This is a genomic window from Methylotenera sp. N17 (assembly GCF_000799155.1).
Classification (GTDB): Bacteria; Pseudomonadota; Gammaproteobacteria; order Burkholderiales; family Methylophilaceae; genus Methylophilus.
Map to the genome: position 1 here is coordinate 1,364,046 of NZ_JUGE01000001.1, position 14,167 is coordinate 1,378,212.

A 14,167-nucleotide genomic window follows, 5' to 3' on the forward strand; every position below is an offset into this window, starting at 1 on the left:
ATACTAGTACTAACTCAAAATGTCCGCTATGGGGATTTTTGAGACATTCAGTAAATTTTAGTAACACCTCTCAATTGGGCCGAAGCCTGCCATTAATTCCAATCTAATCCAACAAAAACCCACCACTTTGGTGCGCCCATAATTTGGCGTATACACCATTGAGCGCTAGCAATTCAGTATGACTACCCTGCTCCACCACTTTGCCCGCATCTAACACAATTAATCGATCCATGGCGGCAATAGTAGACAAACGGTGCGCAATAGCAACAACGGTCTTGTGGTCCATCAGTTGATCCAAATGGCTTTGAATGGCAAGCTCCACTTCCGAATCCAGTGCGCTGGTAGCTTCATCCAATAGCAATATCGGCGCATCTTTCAGCATCACCCGTGCAATGGCAATACGCTGGCGTTGGCCGCCGGATAGTTTCACGCCGCGCTCGCCCACATGTGCATCATAACCGGTGCGGCCTTTGGCATCTCTTAGTGTCAAAATAAAATCATGTGCCTCGGCACGTTTGGCAGCCTCCATCATGTCATGTTCGTTAGCATCTGGGCGCCCATATAAAATATTATCGCGCACAGAGCGGTGCAATAGCGACGTATCTTGCGTGACCATGCCGACATTAGCGCGCAAGCTGTTTTGCGTCACCTGCTGAATGTTTTGACCATCAATCAAAATTTGTCCGGATTGAATATCATAAAAACGTAATAGCAGATTTACCAAGGTAGATTTGCCCGCGCCCGAACGACCAACCAACCCTACCCGCTCACCTGCATTGATACGTAGATTAAATGCTTCCAGCAAGTATGGTTGGCTCTCATAGCCAAAGTGCACATCATCAAACACGATTTCACCGCGCTTTACATCGATGGTTTTGGCATTGGGCGCATCTTGCACTTTATGCATGGCTGAAAGTGTATTGATGCCATCCTGTACCGTCCCGATCTGCTCGTACAGTGAGGTCATCTCCCACATCACCCAATGGGAGATTCCATTCAAACGTAAACACATGGCGGTAATTGCAGCGACTGCGCCCATGCCTACTTTTCCTTGCGTCCACAGCCACAACGCCATACCGCCACAGCCGATAATCAGCAGCATGTTTAAGAAATGGTTAATGGTCTCCACACTACTGACCATTTGCATCTGTTTTTTTACCGTACTTAAAAACTCATCCATGGCGGATTTTGCATAGTTTGCTTCTCGCCCTGCATGTGAGAATAATTTGACGGTACTGATATTGGTGTACGCATCAGTAATGCGTCCAGTCATCAACGCGCGCGCATCGGCCTGCCGTTGTGAGACCTTAGCCAGACGTGGAATGAAATAAGTGAGCGCGCCTATATACAATGCCAGCCAGATCAAAAATGGCCACACAATCAGCAAGCTAAAGCCGCCTACTACCGTCACAATGGTGACAAAATAAATGACGACGTAGACCATAATATCGGAGACGATAAACCAAACGTCGCGCACTGCTAGTGCAGTCTGCATAACTTTGGCGGAAACGCGCCCGGCAAATTCGTCTTGGTAAAAACTCATGCTTTGGCCTAACATCAAACGATGGAAACTCCAACGCAAGCGCATGGGAAAGTTGCCCGCTAAGGTTTGATGCTTGAGTAAAGTCTGTATCCAGATCACCGCGGTACTAAATAACAAAATACCGGCTAATACTAACAAATCGTGCAAGTGCTGATGCCATAAATCTTTGGGGGCGATATGGCTTAACGTATCTACCACCTTACCCATCATGGCGAATAGCAATGCTTCAAACGCGCCAATCAAGGCAGTGAGCAACGTCATGCCCAAAATAAACGGCCGCATACCTTGCGTGCATGACCATACAAACGCCCAAAACTGTTTGGGCGGTGTACTGATGACCTGCTCAGGGAACGGGTTGACGAGATTTTCAAACCAACGAAACATATACTTACACTTAAATTATTTGGGAATGGGTTATTTCAACGCGATCAAGCACACGGCTTCTGCAGCAATCCCTTCACCGCGGCCGGTAAAGCCTAACTTTTCTGTCGTGGTGGCTTTGATGTTGACTTGCTGGATAGCAATCGCACAATCCTCGGCAATATGTTGCTGCATTTGTGCCGTATGTTGGCTAAGCCTAGGCGCCTCGCAAATCACTGTGGCATCAACATTGCCGACCACATAGCTATGACTATGCAACAAAGCCACAACATGCCTGAGCAGATTACGTGAATCAATGCCTTTGTAGCGCGCATCACTGGGGGGAAAGTGTTTTCCGATGTCACCTAATGCTGCTGCTCCCAGCAACGCATCGCAGATCGCGTGCAATAAGACATCTGCATCAGAGTGGCCATCTAATCCACGCTCGTACGGAATATTCACGCCACCGATAATGCAGGGGCGACCCACCACTAAGGCATGCACGTCAAAACCGTGCCCAACTCTAAAAGGGATATTCATTTGGGTTATTTTCACTCAGTTATTAATGCATTAAGCACAGTGAGATCTTCGGGATAAGTGACTTTTAAATTACGTAATGCGCCACGTACTAATTTAGGCTGTAGTCCAATCGATTCAATGGCTTGTGCTTCATCAGTAGGCACGCCATGAAAACTGGCTAAAGCATCTCTTAAAATTGCCAATTTAAACATTTGAGGTGTTTGTGCTTGCCAAAGTTGCTCGCGTGGGATAGTTTTTTGCGCACGTTGTGTCGCGTCAGCTAACTTCAAGGTATCCGCCAGAGGCAAAGCGAGTAACCCACCCACTTCATCGTCTCCCAAGCTCTCAATCAATAGGTTTAACATTGCTTGGTTGAGGCCAGGTCTTGCTGCATCGTGCACCAACACCCAATCCGTACCTTCAATTGACTTGATTGCATTTAAACCATTTAACACAGTCTCGGCCCGCGTTGTACCACCACATGTGTGTAAAGTCGTTTTTGAACCCAATGATATGTCCAATGCTGCCCAATAACGATCATTGGGGCTTAGCAGCACATGTACTGACTGAATAGATGCAGATTGCTCAAAGGTATGAATCACATGCTGAATCAATGGCTTACCATTGAGCTTCAAGTATTGTTTTGGAACCTCTGCACCCATGCGAGCGCCGCTTCCCGCTGCAGGAATAATGGCATGAAATTTTGTCATGCCACATTTTAACATGCAGCCTAAGCAATAAGACTGGAATAACCAATCGTGTGACAATGTAATTGATACGTATTAAAAAAGGCGCTCTAGGCGCCTTTTTTAATTACTCACTAGAAATTACTCTAGGCCAACTTGCAATTACTCTTGGCCAATTTGATAGTTTTCATAGCTAACTTCAACAATTTTGCCTGTTGTTGCGTCTACTTCTACTTTAATCTCTTCACCATCAGCTTCCAAAATATCAAATTCGTAAGAAGCTTTACCATCTGGCTCTAACTCATACTCTACTTCTACTACTTTGCCTGGATGTGCTGCCAATGCAGTGGCTTTCGCATCTGCTTCTGATACTTTAGCTAGAGCTGTGAATTTTGCATCATCCGCTTTTACTTCTTCTTCGATTTCAGTTATTTTGCCTGTTTTAGCATTGCACTCAATATCCCAGGCTTTACCGTCAGGTGTTTCAATATCAAACTCATACACGCCTGCTTTTTTCTCAGATTTGTATTCTACTTTGACAACTTTGCCATCATGTTTAGTCAGCGCTGCTTTTAAGCACTTACCTAAACTATCATAGCTTTTTGGGGTAAATGTCTCATGACCAGCGTTGGCAGTGGTAGCAAATGCAGCCGCCAATACTGCAGCACCGAGTGTTAAACGTAACATATTTCTCTCCTCTAGGATTTTACAAAAAACTTGCCTATATAGTATGAGACCAGCATTTAAAAGTTCAATAGGTAATTGATTCTTTTACATTTTTTTTACATATTTGGTTATATATAGCCAAAAAACAGATCTAAAAATGCACTAAAAGCACCACCAACGTACATTATGTAAAAATTGTCTTACCTATGCCAACTTCATTAGGTCAACAAAAAAGCCCGCGATTGCGGGCAATTTAGAAACCGAACGATGTATATTGCAATATATCTATACTGCAATTAATCCTCTGAGCGTGCAGGAATTTTATGGATACTTAAGTCTGCACCATCAAATTCAGCTTCCGCATCCATCCGAATGCCGACAAACTTTTTGAGTGACCCATACACAACAATCCCGCCAATCACTGCAACTGTGACACCTAGCAACGTGCCCGCCGCTTGCGAGGCAAAACTTACGCCGCCTAAGCCGCCCAATGTTTTGGCACCAAAAATACCCGCAGCCAAACCACCCCAAGCGCCACATAAACCGTGTAATGGCCACACACCGAGCACATCATCAATTTTGAGGCGATTTTGTGTCAGCGTAAATGCCCATACAAACAAGGCGCCAGCCACCAAGCCAGTGGTCAAAGCGCCCAACGGATGCATAATATCGGAGCCTGCACATACCGCCACCAAACCAGCTAATGGCCCGTTGTGCACAAAACCCGGGTCATTCTTACCTAAAACCAATGCAGCCAATGTCCCACCCACCAGTGCCATCAGCGAATTGACCGCAACCAAGCCGGAAATACCTTGTACCGCCTGCGCAGACATCACATTAAAGCCAAACCAACCTACTGTTAAAATCCAAGCACCCAATGCTAAAAATGGAATATTAGATGGCGGATACGCATGTAAGCGACCATCTTTGGCATAACGCCCAGTACGCGCGCCCAACAAAATCACTGCAGCCAGCGCAATCCAGCCACCCATGGCATGCACCACGACAGAGCCGGCAAAATCATGAAAATTGGCACCAAAGTTTGCTAATAGCCAATCTTGAATACCGTAATGCTTATTCCAAGCAATGCCTTCAAAGAAAGGATAGACAAAACCCACTACCAAGAAAGTGGCTGCAATTTGTGGGTTGAATTTAGCGCGTTCGGCAATCCCGCCAGAGACAATTGCCGGAATCGCTGCAGCGAATGTGAGCAAAAAGAAAAACTTCACTAAATCGTAACCATTTTTAGCTGCCAATACCTCAGCGCCACTATAAAAGCTGACACCATACGCCACGCTATAGCCAATAAAAAAATAGGCAATGGTAGAAATAGAAAAATCTACCATGATCTTGACCAAGGCATTGACCTGGTTTTTACTACGTACGGTGCCTACCTCTAAAAATGCAAAGCCAGCATGCATGGCAAGCACCATAATGGCCCCTAATAACACAAATAATACGTCGTTGGCTGTCACCAATCCCTCCATGACTATCTCCTTAAATCGTTATATGGATTATTTTTATTTGCATGACAGAAAGCAAAATGCACGCCAAAAGGCAGTGTATTGATTTTTAAAGACTATTTATTACGGGGGTTTATAATTTGCACAAAAAAAGTGCTATGCACTGTGCATTGCACAAAATATGTGCATATATTTGATTACAAGATACTCACTTTACTGACTTTGAGCACATGTTCTCTAGCATCCGGATTGCCAGACCAGAAGTTATAGAACTCTCGCACGACGACCAAAAACAGTTGTCGCGTTTTCTTAAGCTCAAACAAAGGTGTCGTTGCATCTACCGCGATACGGTATGCGTTTTTTTCGGTCAATGGCGCATCGCGCAGGCGTACTATTAATATTTTGGCAAATTTGATACGGACATCAATCGTTTCAGCATCCGCAACTTCATCGGTGAGCGCTTTGAGGTAGGATTTAATGGCCCAGCTTTCTGCCGTGGAAAATTTTTCCTGGTCGATATTCTTCCATAAGTCAGCCAAAGAAACTTCAGCAGGCATCCAATCTACCGGGTGTAAATCAAACCCGCCTTCTGAATTCAATTGGCTAATGGCTCTGATATCTGCCATCCAGAAAGGATAGAACTCACGTGCAATCACGAGATTGGCTGGCCAGTCTGCTGCTGCCTGCCCTTCCATCAGCTGTTCTAATGACTCTCGATAGACAGTGCCGGCGAGTTCTTTTCCTGCAAGATAAGGCGTCAATTGTGACAAGAATAGCTCTCGCTGAGAGATGCTTTTATCGTCACCACCTTTACTTCTTAACAGCTTAAAATAAGCAGCTATTGCATCATCTTCGCGCGTTTTATTCATTTTTTGATGATAATTTGAGGATTGTTAGCTAATATAATTCAAGTGGGCAAATATTCAAATATATTCTTGCCGCTGTCTATACCCATATCAACATTATCATGCAGGGATTCTCTTGGAAATTGCTCTATTACTTATATTAATTGGCTGTGCCTGGTTTTGGCTAGATACCATTGCAAAGCGTGAGGCTGCGATTCAATATGGCCATACGTTAGCGCAACGGTTTCAGCTACAACTACTAGACGAAACCGTCGCTTGCACCAAAATCAGCATTGCGCGTGATGCGCATGGCCATGCTCAATTTTTGCGCGTATATGCCTTTGAGCTCAACGCCAACGGTGCTGAGCGCATGCAATGCACGTTACAGCTGCTTGGCAAACACTTGCATAGTTGGGATATTCCCCCATACCTGCAAACACTTCAATAACCATGTCGTCTTATGTGGGCCGCTTTGCCCCCTCTCCCACCGGGCCTTTGCATTTTGGTTCATTGGTAGCTGCGGTCGCTAGCTACTGCGATGCCAGAGCCAACCAAGGGCAATGGTTGGTGCGCATTGAAGACTTGGATAAACCAAGGGAAGTGAAAGGCGCAGCACAAGACATACTCCATTGCCTAGAAGCCTACGGATTCAGTTGGGATGGCGAAGTCATCTACCAAAGCAAGCAAACTGCGCATTATGCAATAGCGCTACAACAGCTCCAAGCTTGGGTGTATCCATGTACATGTACCCGTAAGGAGATTGCAGACTCGTCCACCCGCCAAGGTATAGAAGGCTTTATTTACCCGGGTAATTGCTTGCATCACCCCATTAAGCCACAAGCACCTGTGGCTTGGCGTGTAAAAACACAAGATTTTGTAGATCACTTTCATGACAACATTCAAGGTGCACTCCATCAGCAACTTGCGACAGATATTGGTGACTTTGTTTTAAAACGTGCAGATGGCTTGTTTGCTTATCAGTTGGCGGTAGTGGTAGACGATGCAATGCAGGGTGTAACACACGTGGTACGTGGGGCAGATTTGCTGTACTCTACATCTAGGCAACGCTATCTGCAACTGTTGCTGCAGTTGCCTACGCTAAACTATGCGCATATCCCGATTGTGATGAATGCTGATGGCGAGAAACTGAGCAAACAGACATTAGCACCTGCCATACTAGCCAACGATGCCAGCACGCAACTACTCAATGCGCTCGCCTTTCTGAAACAAACTCCTCCAGACTCGCTACACAACGCCACGCTTGCGACTATTTGGGCATGGGCCATTGCACATTGGGATATTCACAAAATCACCGCCTAATAATATTTAGCACACTAACATTTAGCTAGCTATATTATTGATAATTATTCTCATTTTTATTACCATTCTAAAAATTGTAAAAAAAATCAATTAATTGTTAGGATTATCAATGATACAAAGCGCTAACGCTTCTGAAGCTACACCAAACTTTCAACTTAAAAAGCTGAATAATGCTTTATACAACAACATTCGCTTTGTGGTCGCATCTACCCTATGCTCATTTATTGCCAACATAGCCTTGGCAGAAGATGTCATAGAACTAGACACAATTACAGTGTCAGCTAAAAAAGATAACGACACAAAACCAGTACAAGGCTACAACGCCAAAAAAAGCTCTGCTTCTACTAGAACAGATACGGAATTACGTGATACACCCCAATCCATTACCGTGATTCCACAAGATTTAATTCAAGATCAATCGATTCAAAGCATTTCACAAGCCGTGCAATATGTGCCGGGTGTGCAAGCAGCTCAAGGCGAAGGTAACCGTGATGCATTGATCTTCCGTGGCAATGCCACGACTGGCGATTTTTTCTTAGATGGCTTGCGTGATGATGTGCAAACTTACCGCGACTTTTACAATATAGACCGCTTAGAGGTGTTAAAAGGCCCCAATGGCATGGCATTTGGACGTGGTGGTGCAGGCGGCGCAATTAATCGCGTGAGTAAGCAAGCTGGCTGGACACCGATTAGTGAGTTGACTGCTAGTTACGGCGCGTATAACCAAAAACGTATTACCGGTGATTATGGCCAAGCCTTCAATGATGAAATCGCTTTCCGCGTAAATGCTGTGTATGAGAATTCAGACTCTTATCGTGATGGCGTGAATTTAGAGCGTTTTGGTGTGACGCCAACCGTGACGATACGCCCGGATGAAAATACAAAAATCATCGTTGGCATGGAGTATTTTAAAGACAAACGTGTGGCAGACCGTGGTGTACCTTCAGTGAATGGTCCTGGCAACTCAACATTGAAAAATCGCCCTTATAAAATCGGTGACTACGACACATTTTTTGGGAATGCCCATCTAAGCCCTACTGAAACTGAAACGGTCGCTTTCAATGCATCCATAGAACATGCTTTTGATAACGGCATCAGCGTTAAAAATAGTACACGCTACGCCAACTACAATAAATATTATCAAAACGTGTTTGCCAGAAACTCCGTGACCAACGTCGGTACTGTTCAATTTGGTGCTTACCTTGATGAGACAGATCGTGAAAACATCATCAACCAAACTGACTTAACATACAATGCAAAAACAGGCTCTGTTGAACACAAACTGTTATTCGGTATGGAGTTGGCAAAACAAGATACAACGAGCAAACGTTTTCAACCAACAGTGGGCTCAACCAATATTGCGACTGTAGTTTCCGCAAGCAATCCATATCTGCCTTCTGCCTCTTTTTCCGCTTTGGCAACCAACAGAAAAAGTGATGTGAGCGTAGCAGCCTTTTATTTGCAAGATCAAATCATTTTTAGCCCAAAATGGCAGGCGATTGTTGGCTTACGAAATGATAACTTTGATACGGACTTTACTAACTTATTAGACAATACCGAGATTAAAGTCAGTGATAATTTATTATCACCACGCGCGGGTCTGATTTTCAAGCCAGTAGAGGCTATCTCCATTTATACCAACTACAGCGTTTCCTATGTGCCACGTGCTGGCGACCAATTAACCTCTTTAACGCCGAGCAATGCATCATTCAAGCCAGAGAAATTTATCAACTATGAAGTGGGTGCGAAATGGGATGTGAATCCGAGCTTAGCGCTAACGGCTGCGGTGTACAAATTGGAACGTGAGAATGTTTTAGTTGCTGATCCTAGCAACCCAGGCGCAAACTCTATTTTGGTTGATGGTCAAGAAACCAAAGGTATCGAGCTTGGGGTTTCTGGCGACATTACTGACAAATGGAGCGTATTTGGCGGTGTTACTTTTCAAAAAGGTGAGATTACCGAAACGCAAGCAAACACAACTGCAGCAAATGTCATTGCTAAAGGCGCAGAATTAGCACAAACGCCTGACCGCACCCTATCTCTATGGAACAAATATGAGATTAACGATATGTGGGCGGTGGCTCTAGGTGTTGTCAGCACATCTGATCGCTATGCACAACTGCCAACCGTATCACAAAGCACAATATTGCCAGGCTACACCCGTTACGATGCAGCAGTCTTTGGCAAGTTCAGTGAGAAGTTACGCCTGCAGCTCAACATTGAGAACATCACTAACAAAGAATATGCATTGTTCTCACATACCAATAACAACATCACGCCTGGTTCACCCATTACTGGCCGTGCAACATTAATTTACAACTTCTAATATAGAGGCAACTCACCAAACTATTTACTCAGCCCATGCCACACATGGGCTTTTTTATATGCAGCAAATATAGAGATGTTAAAATAGCGGCATGCAAACATATCAAGACACCTTACACCCATTTATTTTTGACAACACGCCAGTGCGCGGTAACGTGGCGCATCTTAATGCTACCTATATCGACGCGTTACAGCACCAAGCACTGCCGCCATTACTAAAGCGTGCATTGGGTGAGCTAATGACTGCGAGCGCACTGCTGATTTCCACCCTTAAAATGGAAGGTGCGCTGATACTACAATTACAAGGGCGTGGCATTCTCAAATTATTGGTAGTGGAGTGCAGCTCTGATTTGGAAATGCGCGCCACCGCGAAATGGGATCAATCACTGCTGGATAAAGAAACAGCACATCACGACACCACATTTAAACAACTGATTACGCACGGACAATTTGTGATTACTCTAGACCCAAAAATTGGGGAGCCGTATCAAGGCATTGTACCCATTGAAGGCGACAGCATTGCAGAAATGCTAGAGCACTACATGTTGCGCTCACAGCAAATTGACACGTCTATTTGGTTGCATTGCGATGGCACACAAGCAGCTGGTATGCTATTACAAAAGCTACCCAATCAACATGCAGAAGATATAGACGTGTGGAACCGAGTCAATCAGCTGGCCAATACGGTGACAGACGCAGAGCTGATGCTCGCCCCCATTGATTTACTTACACGCCTGTTTCACGAAGAAGAAGTACGCTTATTTAGCGCCCGCACCACCAAAGCCTTTTGTAGCTGCACCCGTGACAGTGTGGCCAACATGCTCACCATGCTTGGGCACGCCGAAGTGGACACCATTATTGAAGAACAAGGCAGCATCCAAATTCATTGCGATTTTTGCAACAAACATTATGTGTTTGATGAACAAGAAACAGCTCAACTATTTGAAGAGAACGCTGCAAGTATTAAACATTAATGTGTTTCAGTCACTGGCGGAACAGGCTGTTGAATATTTCCCAGAATAGCTTCGATATCCCAAGTCAGGTTTTTACAGTCCGTACAAGGATGCTGTTTTGCAAATTGCTCTGCCAGATGAATGCGATGTTGGGTGTCAGGATGTGAGGACAACCATTCCGGTACCTGACCAGTCTTAGGTTCTTCCTTAGATAAGCGTTTAAAAAAGCTCGCCATACCATTGGGTTGAATGTGCTGCTTTAATAGCAACTGAGCACCTTTTAAATCCGCTTCTGCTTCTACTTGCCGGCTAAAAAACTGCGTCGAGACCTGATGTGCAATCAAAATCATCGCTGCATTGGCGTCACCAAGTACCAGCATTACCACTGCAGCTACACCTGCGCTGTGCATCATGTTCTTAAGTGCATGTCGTTGCTCTACATGCTGCACCTCATGCGCCAGTACCGCGGCTACTTCGTTAGCATTACCGGCTTTTTTAAGTAAACCAGTATTCACAATCACAATACCGCCGGGCATGGCAAAAGCATTCACCATGTCATCTTTAACCACCAGCCATTGGTAAGTATAAGGCGAGCCTTGTGTAAGTTGATTGCCCACCGATTTAACAAAATCCACAGCAGCACCAGAAGTAATGATGTCTTGCTGCCTATTGTAGGATGCCAGCACAGCCTTACCCATTTTCTGTTCGGTTTCTATAGAGACACGATTAGCAGCCCAACCCAACATACGGTCGTATTGCCAAACCCCGATGCATACAAGCAATACAATCAAACCTGCACCGTAGATCAAACTGTTCCATACTGTTTTTTGGCTAAAAGTCGCAATACGCCACCCTTTAAGCCCAGCTACCAATGGTGCCGGTAGCAATCCAAGCAGTTGTTTTTGCGCATCAGGAGCACCTGCAATTACCATATAGACACCGGCAGTACCCTGCCAATGTAGTTGCAACTGGTCATGATCAAACCCGCCTATATCAGCCTTGAGTACAGACAACGGCACCGCTAGCTGATGTGAGGCAATACTGATGCTATGCTCATTGATAGCGCAGGTAGTAGCCACCCCGGCATGTGGCAAGCCGGGGCCAAAGAGTAATACGGGAACAGCGTGTACCATTGCGCGTTATTTGCCAGCGAGTGTGATGAACACCACTACGATAATAAAGATGAGATAGAGTTTGCCCCAGACAGATCCTTTGCTCTTGCCGGAAACGGCTGCGTTGAGAATAACCTGACCTAAACGATTCATTGGTAGTGATTGCACCCAGACGCGACCTGGCCCAGCCACGGTGGCGTAAAACAAGCCTTCGCCGCCAAACAAGCTAGTCTTGAGTGTACCAGTGTATTTAATGTCATAGCGCACAGTAGAAGACATAGCCACCAAGCAACCCGTATCAATTTTTAGACTATCGGTAGGGCCAAGCTCCACCGCTTTAAGCGTGCCAGAGGCATGGACAAATACCGTGCCCTCGCCACTGATTTTTTGCATGATAAAGCCTTCGCCCCCCAACAAACCGACACGTATACGTTTTTGGAACGCCAGTGTGATTTTTTGCCCAACTTGTCCAGCCAAATAAGCGCCTTTTTGGCAAATGAGCGTACCGCCCTGCTCTTGCAGCTGAATCGGAATAATCTGACCAGGGCTAGGCGCTGCAACGGCTACATCTTGCGCCACAAAGCCCTTATTGGTATACACGCTACTAAACAATGACTCACCGGTAAAACGTCTTTTAACCGCATTCACAAAACGGCCAATAGCACCGAATTTAGAGGCGCTACCATCGCCTAATACTGCATTCATCTCAATTGCCTGATCGGTATACATCATGGCGCCCTGCTCGGCCATCATTTGCTCGTCAGGGGCAAGCGTGACTTGAATATACTGTAAACCGTGGCCATGAATGGTGTAGTTAAGCGCGGTCATTGTTTTCCCTTGTTATTGTTAAGTATTTAAAAATAAGTTACACGATTAGATAAGCTCAGTGGCACTGAGCTCAGCGAAGCTGAAATTTAACATAGCATGCAGTAGTGTAGCTATGCTTGCACTATATTAAATTAACGACAATATTGTGGATTAACGACAGGATTGTGGTAAATATTCGTCTGGAATCGTGGTCTTATCTTGGCCTTTTACCACCATGGGCGTAGGTCCTTTGGCGTGACCACATACCCAAGTCACTGGCACAACCGTGGACTCTTCAATGACCGCAGGCCGAATGCTGAGTACTTTACCTTGAAGCTTAGGGTGTATTTTGTTGCCAAGCGTCATGTGAATTGCACCACCCTCAACCACCAAAGACGATACATAATTACTCACCATCTTATCTGCACTGGGTAATCCTGCTGCCGCATTGTCGGCAGGAAAGGTTTTATTGTTTTTCCAATTGCTGGCAATCGGCTCCTTGGCAGCATCTGCCCACGGCACAGTTGCCGCTACTTGTTCCTTGAGAATACGCCCCAAGCTGGAGGGGATGGCAATCATCGCTAAGATAATCAATATTGCCATCACTACCATCATCTCAATCACACTAAATCCGTTACATTTAATAGGGTTACTTTGCATATTTACTCCTGTTATCACGTCACATCCGCTGGCGTTGGCACTCAAACAAACAAATGGCCGTAGCGGCTGCAGCATTTAATGATTCCACCGCCAAAGTACTGGCATTCGCCATGGGAATCGTAATGGCTTGATCTGTCGCGTTGATAACGGCAGGACTTAAACCGGCCCCTTCATTGCCTACCACAAACAAGCTGGGCGTTTTAAAGTCCTGTGTGTACAAAGACTCACCGTGCATGGTCATGGCATAGCGCTTACCTTGAAACGCGGTAAGCGTTGCCGACAAATCTACTTGTTCGACAACAGGTAATACAAATTGTGCGCCTTGCCCTCCACGCAATGCCTTGGGCGACCAAGCATCGGTACATCCTTTAGACAAATACACCACCTGTACGCCTGCAGCGGCGGCTGTACGCAGCATACTGCCCATATTGCCTGGGTCTTGAATATCTTCCAGCATCAACGCAAAGTGCACTGCTTCAGGCAACGCAATCGTCGGCTTTTTCACCAGTGCCAAAATACCCGTACTGGCAGCCACCGGAGTAAGCTCTGCAAACATCAGCGTGGGCAACATCATGGTGTTCACATCTTGCAATTGCTGCATCAACTGTGTGGCTTCAAGCGCGCTTTTTCCTTCTGGAATAATCAGCAGCTGCGGCTCACCAAACACCTGCAAGTAGGCTTCTATCAAATGCACACCATCCAATAGCGTCAGCCCTTCACGTTGGCGTTCGCGCGCGTTATCTGCCAGTTTCTTCAGTTGTTTGAAAACGAGATTATCGCGGGAAGTGATGTGTTTAAACGCCATGGGCTCAGTTCTTTACATTTATTAACTGGCATTCTAACCGATGCTTATTGTGAAACATAAAATTTGGGCGTAAATTTGCAGCACAACAATAACACTTTTATTT

Annotated in this window: 14 protein-coding genes; 4 read left to right on the forward strand and 10 right to left on the reverse strand. The window is 45.4% G+C overall.

Annotated features, from left to right (window positions below; all coding sequences use genetic code 11):
* Positions 1 to 103 precede the first annotated feature (103 nt).
* The 6 genes from FG11_RS06540 to FG11_RS06565 form a co-directional block, all read right to left on the reverse strand.
* Positions 104 to 1,927: an ABC transporter ATP-binding protein gene (locus FG11_RS06540; RefSeq protein ID WP_025224492.1), complete on the reverse strand. Its 1,824-nt coding sequence runs from the start codon at positions 1,925 to 1,927 to the stop codon at positions 104 to 106.
* 30 nt (positions 1,928 to 1,957) lie between these two features.
* Complete coding sequence (gene ispF / locus FG11_RS06545; protein WP_029647539.1) at positions 1,958 to 2,443, reverse strand: 2-C-methyl-D-erythritol 2,4-cyclodiphosphate synthase; 486 nt, start codon at positions 2,441 to 2,443, stop codon at positions 1,958 to 1,960.
* An 11-nt stretch (positions 2,444 to 2,454) separates the two neighbouring features.
* Positions 2,455 to 3,132, reverse strand: a complete 678-nt coding sequence (ispD, locus tag FG11_RS06550) for a 2-C-methyl-D-erythritol 4-phosphate cytidylyltransferase (RefSeq protein ID WP_025224494.1) — start codon at positions 3,130 to 3,132, stop codon at positions 2,455 to 2,457.
* A 138-nt stretch (positions 3,133 to 3,270) separates the two neighbouring features.
* Positions 3,271 to 3,795, reverse strand: coding sequence for a PepSY domain-containing protein (locus FG11_RS06555; RefSeq protein WP_020182272.1), 525 nt, complete (start codon positions 3,793 to 3,795; stop codon positions 3,271 to 3,273).
* Between the two features lie 275 nt (positions 3,796 to 4,070).
* Positions 4,071 to 5,261, reverse strand: a complete 1,191-nt coding sequence (locus FG11_RS06560) for an ammonium transporter (protein ID WP_047533899.1) — start codon at positions 5,259 to 5,261, stop codon at positions 4,071 to 4,073.
* A gap of 173 nt (positions 5,262 to 5,434) precedes the next feature.
* Positions 5,435 to 6,106, reverse strand: a complete 672-nt coding sequence (locus FG11_RS06565; protein ID WP_047533901.1) for a hypothetical protein — start codon at positions 6,104 to 6,106, stop codon at positions 5,435 to 5,437.
* A gap of 112 nt (positions 6,107 to 6,218) precedes the next feature.
* On the opposite strand from FG11_RS06565, the gene FG11_RS06570 reads away from it, so the two are divergent.
* From FG11_RS06570 to hslO, 4 genes are all read left to right on the forward strand, one after another.
* Complete coding sequence (locus FG11_RS06570; RefSeq protein WP_020182275.1) at positions 6,219 to 6,530, forward strand: DUF3301 domain-containing protein; 312 nt, start codon at positions 6,219 to 6,221, stop codon at positions 6,528 to 6,530.
* A gap of 2 nt (positions 6,531 to 6,532) precedes the next feature.
* Complete coding sequence (gene gluQRS / locus FG11_RS06575; RefSeq protein ID WP_047533903.1) at positions 6,533 to 7,402, forward strand: tRNA glutamyl-Q(34) synthetase GluQRS; 870 nt, start codon at positions 6,533 to 6,535, stop codon at positions 7,400 to 7,402.
* Between the two features lie 109 nt (positions 7,403 to 7,511).
* The gene (locus FG11_RS06580) at positions 7,512 to 9,728 is read left to right on the forward strand and encodes a TonB-dependent receptor (protein WP_047533905.1); all 2,217 of its coding nucleotides are present in this window, start codon (positions 7,512 to 7,514) and stop codon (positions 9,726 to 9,728) included.
* A gap of 91 nt (positions 9,729 to 9,819) precedes the next feature.
* On the forward strand, positions 9,820 to 10,701 hold the full coding sequence (hslO, locus tag FG11_RS06585) for an Hsp33 family molecular chaperone HslO (protein ID WP_047533907.1): 882 nt from the start codon (positions 9,820 to 9,822) through the stop codon (positions 10,699 to 10,701).
* Here the strand turns inward: hslO and FG11_RS13265 are convergent.
* The 4 genes from FG11_RS13265 to FG11_RS06605 form a co-directional block, all read right to left on the reverse strand.
* On the reverse strand, positions 10,698 to 11,813 hold the full coding sequence (locus FG11_RS13265; RefSeq protein WP_052184967.1) for a M48 family metallopeptidase: 1,116 nt from the start codon (positions 11,811 to 11,813) through the stop codon (positions 10,698 to 10,700). The two genes, hslO and FG11_RS13265, sit on opposite strands and share 4 nt — an antisense overlap.
* Positions 11,814 to 11,819: 6 nt before the next feature.
* Complete coding sequence (locus FG11_RS06595; protein WP_047533909.1) at positions 11,820 to 12,620, reverse strand: AIM24 family protein; 801 nt, start codon at positions 12,618 to 12,620, stop codon at positions 11,820 to 11,822.
* Between the two features lie 150 nt (positions 12,621 to 12,770).
* The gene (locus FG11_RS06600) at positions 12,771 to 13,259 is read right to left on the reverse strand and encodes a pilin (protein ID WP_020182281.1); all 489 of its coding nucleotides are present in this window, start codon (positions 13,257 to 13,259) and stop codon (positions 12,771 to 12,773) included.
* A gap of 19 nt (positions 13,260 to 13,278) precedes the next feature.
* On the reverse strand, positions 13,279 to 14,064 hold the full coding sequence (locus FG11_RS06605; protein ID WP_047533911.1) for a TrmH family RNA methyltransferase: 786 nt from the start codon (positions 14,062 to 14,064) through the stop codon (positions 13,279 to 13,281).
* Between the last annotated feature and the right edge of the window lie 103 nt (positions 14,065 to 14,167).

Excerpts from the sequence above, each read along its gene's own strand:
- FG11_RS13265 (WP_052184967.1), bottom strand. The coding sequence starts at position 11,813 with ATGGTACACGCTGTTCCCGTATTACTCTTTGGCCCCGGCTTGCCACAT.
- ispD (WP_025224494.1), bottom strand. The coding sequence starts at position 3,132 with ATGACAAAATTTCATGCCATTATTCCTGCAGCGGGAAGCGGCGCTCGC.
- FG11_RS06560 (WP_047533899.1), bottom strand. The coding sequence starts at position 5,261 with ATGGAGGGATTGGTGACAGCCAACGACGTATTATTTGTGTTATTAGGG.
- FG11_RS06605 (WP_047533911.1), bottom strand. The coding sequence starts at position 14,064 with ATGGCGTTTAAACACATCACTTCCCGCGATAATCTCGTTTTCAAACAA.
- FG11_RS06600 (WP_020182281.1), bottom strand. The coding sequence starts at position 13,259 with ATGCAAAGTAACCCTATTAAATGTAACGGATTTAGTGTGATTGAGATG.
- FG11_RS06540 (WP_025224492.1), bottom strand. The coding sequence starts at position 1,927 with ATGTTTCGTTGGTTTGAAAATCTCGTCAACCCGTTCCCTGAGCAGGTC.
- FG11_RS06565 (WP_047533901.1), bottom strand. The coding sequence starts at position 6,106 with ATGAATAAAACGCGCGAAGATGATGCAATAGCTGCTTATTTTAAGCTG.
- hslO (WP_047533907.1), top strand. The coding sequence starts at position 9,820 with ATGCAAACATATCAAGACACCTTACACCCATTTATTTTTGACAACACG.
- FG11_RS06580 (WP_047533905.1), top strand. The coding sequence starts at position 7,512 with ATGATACAAAGCGCTAACGCTTCTGAAGCTACACCAAACTTTCAACTT.
- gluQRS (WP_047533903.1), top strand. The coding sequence starts at position 6,533 with ATGTCGTCTTATGTGGGCCGCTTTGCCCCCTCTCCCACCGGGCCTTTG.
- FG11_RS06595 (WP_047533909.1), bottom strand. The coding sequence starts at position 12,620 with ATGACCGCGCTTAACTACACCATTCATGGCCACGGTTTACAGTATATT.
- ispF (WP_029647539.1), bottom strand. The coding sequence starts at position 2,443 with ATGAATATCCCTTTTAGAGTTGGGCACGGTTTTGACGTGCATGCCTTA.
- FG11_RS06555 (WP_020182272.1), bottom strand. The coding sequence starts at position 3,795 with ATGTTACGTTTAACACTCGGTGCTGCAGTATTGGCGGCTGCATTTGCT.